A 5,890-nucleotide genomic window follows, 5' to 3' on the forward strand; every position below is an offset into this window, starting at 1 on the left:
GGCTACCGGATCCGCAAGGGCCGGCTCAACCTCGACCTGCACCACCTGATCACCACCAAGATCGAACACAAGGCTGTCCTCGACACCATGCGCCAACTGGAGCGCGAAGGTTTCGAAGTGACCTACATCGAGCCTCGTGAAGACGGTCTGGTCACCCCGGAAATGGTTGAAGCCGCCCTGCGCGAAGACACCATCCTGGTGTCGGTGATGCACGTGAACAACGAGATCGGCACCGTCAACGACATCGCCGCCATCGGCGAGCTGACCCGTTCCAAAGGCATCCTGTTCCACGTCGACGCCGCTCAGTCCACCGGCAAGGTCGAGATCGACCTGCAGAAGCTGAAGGTCGACATGATGTCGTTCTCCGCCCACAAGACCTACGGCCCTAAAGGCATCGGCGCGCTGTACGTCAGCCGCAAGCCGCGCGTGCGCATCGAAGCGACCATGCACGGCGGCGGTCACGAGCGCGGCATGCGTTCCGGCACCCTGGCGACCCACCAGATCGTCGGCATGGGCGAAGCCTTCCGCGTGGCCAAGGAAGACATGGCCGCCGAGAACGTGCGGATCAAGGCCTTGAGCGATCGCTTCTACAAGCAGGTCGAGCACCTGGAAGAGCTGTACGTCAACGGCAGCCTGACCGCCCGCGTTCCGCACAACCTGAACCTGAGCTTCAACTATGTCGAAGGCGAGTCGCTGATCATGGCGCTCAAGGACCTGGCGGTATCGTCCGGTTCGGCCTGCACCTCGGCGTCGCTGGAGCCTTCGTATGTGCTGCGTGCCCTGGGCCGCAACGACGAACTGGCGCACAGCTCGATCCGCTTCACCTTCGGCCGCTTCACCACCGAAGAAGAGATCGACTACGCCGCGCAGAAAGTCTGCGAGGCCGTCACCAAGCTGCGCGCCCTGTCGCCGCTGTGGGACATGTACAAAGACGGTGTCGACATTTCGAAGATCGAGTGGGCGGCACACTGATTTCAAGTCGCCGCGAACCAGCCCTGCGGCCAGAGGCAGCAGGGCCCAAAGAGCGACTCTCTGATGAGTGAGGATTAAGCATCATGGCTTACAGCGAAAAGGTCATCGACCACTACGAAAACCCGCGCAACGTCGGCAAGATGAACGCCGAAGACCCGGATGTCGGCACCGGCATGGTCGGCGCTCCGGCGTGCGGCGACGTGATGCGCCTGCAGATCAAGGTCAACGAGCAGGGCGTGATCGAAGACGCCAAGTTCAAGACCTACGGCTGCGGCTCGGCGATCGCTTCCAGCTCCCTGGCCACCGAGTGGATGAAGGGCAAGACCCTGGACGAAGCCGAAACCATCAAGAACACCCAGCTGGCCGAAGAACTGGCCCTGCCGCCGGTGAAGATCCACTGCTCCGTGCTCGCCGAGGACGCCATCAAGGCGGCCGTGCGCGACTACAAGCAGAAGAAAGGTTTGCTCTAACAGCACACATCGCAAGATGTAAGGAGTCTCGATGGCCATCAGCATGACAGAAGCCGCCGCCAAGCACGTGCGCCGTTCCCTGGACGGTCGCGGCAAGGGCGAAGGGATCCGCCTGGGCGTCCGCACCACGGGCTGCTCGGGGCTGGCCTATGTGCTGGAATTCGTCGATGCCCTGGGCGAAGACGACCAGGTGTTCGAAAGCCATGGCGAAAAGGTGATCATCGATCCCAAGAGCCTGGCCTACCTGGACGGCACCGAACTCGACTTCGTCAAGGAAGGGTTGAACGAAGGCTTCAAGTTCAACAACCCCAACGTGCGCGGTGAGTGTGGCTGCGGCGAAAGCTTCAACGTCTGAGGCCGCTCGTGGGTATTCCTTGTCATTTCGCCCTGTTTGACCTGCAACCGGATTTCCGCCTGGATCTCGAGCAACTGGCCACGCGCTACCGCGAGCTGGCGCGAGGCGTTCACCCTGACCGCTTCGCCGACGCCTCCGAGCGCGAGCAGCGGCTGGCGCTGGAGCAGTCCGCCCGGCTCAACGAGGCGTACCAGACCCTCAAGAGCCCCCCGCAGCGTGCGCGCTACCTGCTCACCATGAGCGGGCGCGAGCTGCCGCTGGAGGTCACGGTGCACGATCCGGAGTTCCTGCTGCAGCAGATGGAGCTGCGCGAGGAACTCGAGGATCTGCAGGACAGCGCCGACCTGGACGGTGTCGCCGTCTTCAAGCGCCGGCTGAAGACCGCCCAGGATCGATTGAACGAAAGCTTCGCAGCCTGCTGGAACGACGCGGCGCAACGCGAGCAGGCCGAACGCCTGATGCGGCGCATGCAGTTCCTCGACAAGCTCTCCTACGAAGTGCGCCAGTTAGAAGAGCGCCTCGACGATTAACCCAGTGCCGCTCCGGTCGCACGCCTGATATACAGATAAGTCCTGATCACGATGGCCCTACTGCAGATCGCCGAACCCGGCCAAAGTCCTCAACCGCACCAGCGCCGTCTGGCTGTGGGGATCGACTTGGGCACTACCAATTCGCTGGTCGCTGCGTTGCGCAGTGGTCTTTCCGAGCCTCTGGCCGACGCCCAAGGGCAGGTGATCCTGCCGTCCGCCGTGCGGTATCACGCCGACCGCGTCGAGGTCGGCGAGTCGGCCAAGCTGGCCGCGTCCTCCGATCCCCTGAACACCGTGCTGTCGGTCAAACGCCTGATGGGGCGTGGCCTGTCCGACGTCAAGCAACTGGGCGAGCAACTGCCGTACCGCTTCGTCGGCGGCGAGTCGCACATGCCGTTCATCGACACGGTCCAAGGGCCGAAAAGCCCGGTCGAAGTCTCCGCCGACATCCTGAAGGTGCTGCGCCAGCGTGCCGAAGCGACGCTGGGCGGCGAGCTGGTCGGTGCGGTGATCACGGTGCCGGCCTATTTCGATGACGCTCAGCGCCAGGCCACCAAGGATGCGGCGAAGCTCGCCGGCCTGAACGTGCTGCGCCTGCTCAACGAGCCGACCGCCGCCGCTGTGGCCTATGGTCTGGATCAGCACGCCGAAGGCCTGGTCGCGATCTATGACCTGGGCGGCGGCACCTTCGACATTTCCATCCTGCGCCTGACCGGCGGTGTCTTCGAAGTGCTGGCCACCGGCGGCGACAGCGCCCTGGGCGGCGATGACTTCGACCACACCATCGCTGGCTGGATCATCGAGGGCGCCGGCCTGTCCGCCGACCTCGATCCGGGCGCGCAACGCAATCTGCTGCAGACCGCTTGTGCGGCGAAAGAAGCGCTGACCGACGCCGCTGCCGTTGAGGTGGTCTACGGCGACTGGAAGGCGCAGCTGACCCGCGAGGCGTTCGACGCGCTGATCGAGCCGATGGTCGCGCGCAGCCTCAAGGCCTGCCGCCGCGCGGTGCGTGACTCGGGCATTGAGCTTGAAGACGTCCACGCCGTGGTCATGGTCGGCGGTTCGACCCGCGTACCGCGTGTGCGCGAGGCCGTCGCCGAAGCTTTCGGCCGTCAGCCGCTGACCTCCATCGACCCGGATCAAGTGGTGGCCATCGGGGCCGCGATCCAGGCCGACACCCTGGCCGGCAACAAGCGTGACGGCGGCGAACTGCTGCTGCTCGACGTGATTCCGCTGTCCCTGGGGCTGGAAACCATGGGCGGGCTGATGGAGAAGGTGATTCCGCGCAACACCACCATCCCGGTCGCCCGCGCCCAGGACTTCACCACCTACAAAGACGGCCAGTCGGCCATGGCGATCCATGTGCTGCAGGGCGAGCGCGAGCTGATCAGCGACTGCCGCTCCCTGGCGCGTTTCGAATTGCGCGGGATCCCGGCGATGGTGGCCGGCGCGGCGAAGATCCGCGTGACCTTCCAGGTCGATGCCGACGGCCTGCTCAGCGTCTCCGCCCGTGAACTGGGCTCGGGCGTCGAGGCCAGCATCCAGGTCAAGCCGTCCTACGGACTGACCGACGGCGAAATCGCAAAAATGCTCAAGGATTCGTTCCAGCACGCCAATGACGACAAGGTCGCCCGTGTCCTGCGCGAGCATCAGGTCGACGCCCAGCGTCTGGTCGAGGCGGTTCAGGCTGCCTTGGACGCCGACGGCGAGCGCCTGCTGGACGCCGAAGAGCGCATGGTCATCGACCTGCAGGTGCAGGAACTGACCGAACTGATGAAAGGTACCGATGGCTTTGCCATCGAGCAGCAGACCAAGCGTCTGTCGCAAGTGACCGACGCCTTTGCCGCCCGCCGCCTGGATTCGACGGTGAAAGCCGCGCTGGCGGGGCGCAACCTGAATGAAATCGAGGATAACTGATGCCGCAGGTCATTTTTCTGCCACACGAGAAGTTCTGCCCGGAAGGGTTGGTCGTGGAGGTGACGCCCGGTACAAACATTCTTGAGTTGGCCCATGAGCACCACATCGAGATGGAAAGCGCCTGTGGCGGCGTCTGCGCCTGCACCACCTGCCACTGCATCGTCCGCGACGGGTTCGACTCGCTTGAAGAAGCCGACGAGCTGGAAGAGGATATGCTCGACAAGGCCTGGGGGCTTGAGCGGGAATCGCGGCTTGCCTGCCAGGTGATCGTCGGTGAAGAAGACCTGACCATCGAAATCCCGAAATATTCGCTTAACCATGCGGCCGAAGCGCCGCACTGACTGGTGAGACTGTCATGAGCTACGGCTGGCATGATGTTCAACGCATTGCAGAAGAGCTGGCCGAGGCCCATCCGGGCGTCGATCCGTACTCTGTCAATTTCGTCGACCTGCAAAAATGGATCATGGCGCTGCCGGATTTCGACAACGACTCGGGCCGTGTGGGCGAGAAGGTGTTGGAAGCGGTTCAGACGCTCTGGGCCGACGAGTTAGACTGATCGTCCTCGCAGGTTAGGCAATACCCAAGAACCCGCGTATAATTCGCGGGTTTAATTTTTCGCAAATTACCGTTTCTGGAGTTACACCATGGCTGTTCAACGTACTTTCTCCATCATCAAGCCTGACGCCGTTGCAAAAGGCGCTGCCGGCGAAATCGTTACCCGTTTCGAAAAGGCTGGCCTGAAAGTGGTCGCTTCGAAAATGAAGCAACTGTCCAAAGCCGAAGCCGAAGGCTTCTACGCTGAGCACAAAGAGCGCGGTTTCTTCGGTGACCTGGTTGCTTTCATGATCTCCGGTCCAGTGGTCGTTCAGGTTCTGGAAGGCGAAAACGCCATCGCTCGCAACCGTGAGCTGATGGGCGCCACCAACCCTAAAGAAGCTGCTGCCGGCACCATCCGCGCTGACTTCGCCGAGTCGATCGACGCCAACGCCGTTCACGGTTCGGACTCCGAAGCCGCTGCCGCTCGCGAAATCTCGTACTTCTTCGCAGCTACCGAAGTAACCACTCGCTAAGCATTGGCTTAAAGAGTGAAGGTGAATCCATGACGACATCGACTGCTAAAACCAACCTGCTGGGTCTGACCCAGCCGGAAATGGAAAAATTCTTCGACTCAATCGGGGAGAAGCGTTTCCGTGCCGGTCAGGTTATGAAATGGATTCACCACTTTGGCGTGGATGATTTCGACGCCATGACGAACGTCGGCAAGGCCTTGCGCGAAAAGCTCAAGGCCGTTGCCGAAATTCGCGGTCCCGAAGTGGTCAGCGAGGACATCTCCAGCGACGGCACCCGCAAGTGGGTGGTGCGCGTGGCGTCCGGCAGCTGTGTCGAGACCGTGTACATTCCCCAGGGCAAGCGCGGCACCCTCTGCGTTTCGTCCCAGGCAGGCTGTGCCCTGGACTGCAGTTTCTGCTCCACCGGCAAGCAAGGCTTCAACAGCAACCTCACCGCCGCCGAAGTCATCGGCCAGGTGTGGATCGCGAACAAATCCTTCGGCAGCGTTCCGGCCACCATCGACCGCGCCATCACCAACGTGGTGATGATGGGCATGGGCGAACCGCTGCTGAACTTCGACGTTGTCGAAGTTCAGC

The 5,890-nt window shown here is 62.6% G+C and carries 8 protein-coding genes and 1 pseudogene; all 9 read left to right on the forward strand.

Features of this window, described 5'->3' with window-relative positions:
- Positions 1–972 (forward strand): IscS subfamily cysteine desulfurase (locus ACIP0B_RS27640; protein ID WP_400838211.1); only part of this gene is annotated, 972 nt, incomplete at its 5' end.
- A gap of 83 nt (positions 973–1,055) precedes the next feature.
- Positions 1,056–1,442 (forward strand): Fe-S cluster assembly scaffold IscU, encoded by a 387-nt coding sequence (iscU, locus tag ACIP0B_RS27645; protein WP_002552476.1) that lies wholly within the window; start codon positions 1,056–1,058, stop codon positions 1,440–1,442.
- A 31-nt stretch (positions 1,443–1,473) separates the two neighbouring features.
- A complete protein-coding gene (gene iscA / locus ACIP0B_RS27650) occupies positions 1,474–1,797 on the forward strand; it encodes an iron-sulfur cluster assembly protein IscA (protein WP_085586639.1) in 324 nt (107 codons plus the stop codon).
- An 8-nt stretch (positions 1,798–1,805) separates the two neighbouring features.
- Positions 1,806–2,327: a co-chaperone HscB gene (gene hscB, locus ACIP0B_RS27655; RefSeq protein WP_400838213.1), complete on the forward strand. Its 522-nt coding sequence runs from the start codon at positions 1,806–1,808 to the stop codon at positions 2,325–2,327.
- Positions 2,328–2,378: 51 nt separating this feature from the next.
- Positions 2,379–4,244 carry a Fe-S protein assembly chaperone HscA gene (gene hscA, locus ACIP0B_RS27660; protein ID WP_400838215.1) on the forward strand — a complete coding sequence of 622 codons (1,866 nt, stop codon included), beginning with the start codon at positions 2,379–2,381 and terminating at the stop codon, positions 4,242–4,244.
- Positions 4,244–4,585 carry an ISC system 2Fe-2S type ferredoxin gene (gene fdx, locus ACIP0B_RS27665; RefSeq protein WP_400838218.1) on the forward strand — a complete coding sequence of 114 codons (342 nt, stop codon included), beginning with the start codon at positions 4,244–4,246 and terminating at the stop codon, positions 4,583–4,585. Before hscA ends, fdx begins: the two co-directional genes overlap by 1 nt.
- A 14-nt stretch (positions 4,586–4,599) precedes the next feature.
- Positions 4,600–4,800, forward strand: coding sequence for a Fe-S cluster assembly protein IscX (gene iscX / locus ACIP0B_RS27670; protein ID WP_400838221.1), 201 nt, complete (start codon positions 4,600–4,602; stop codon positions 4,798–4,800).
- 88 nt (positions 4,801–4,888) lie between these two features.
- Positions 4,889–5,314 carry a nucleoside-diphosphate kinase gene (gene ndk, locus ACIP0B_RS27675; RefSeq protein WP_003227894.1) on the forward strand — a complete coding sequence of 142 codons (426 nt, stop codon included), beginning with the start codon at positions 4,889–4,891 and terminating at the stop codon, positions 5,312–5,314.
- Between the two features lie 29 nt (positions 5,315–5,343).
- Positions 5,344–5,890 (forward strand): annotated as a pseudogene (locus ACIP0B_RS27680) (23S rRNA (adenine(2503)-C(2))-methyltransferase RlmN); the annotation flags it as partial.

The organism is Pseudomonas sp. NPDC089534 (assembly GCF_044749305.1).
GTDB classification, from domain to species: domain Bacteria; phylum Pseudomonadota; class Gammaproteobacteria; order Pseudomonadales; family Pseudomonadaceae; genus Aquipseudomonas; species Aquipseudomonas ekonensis.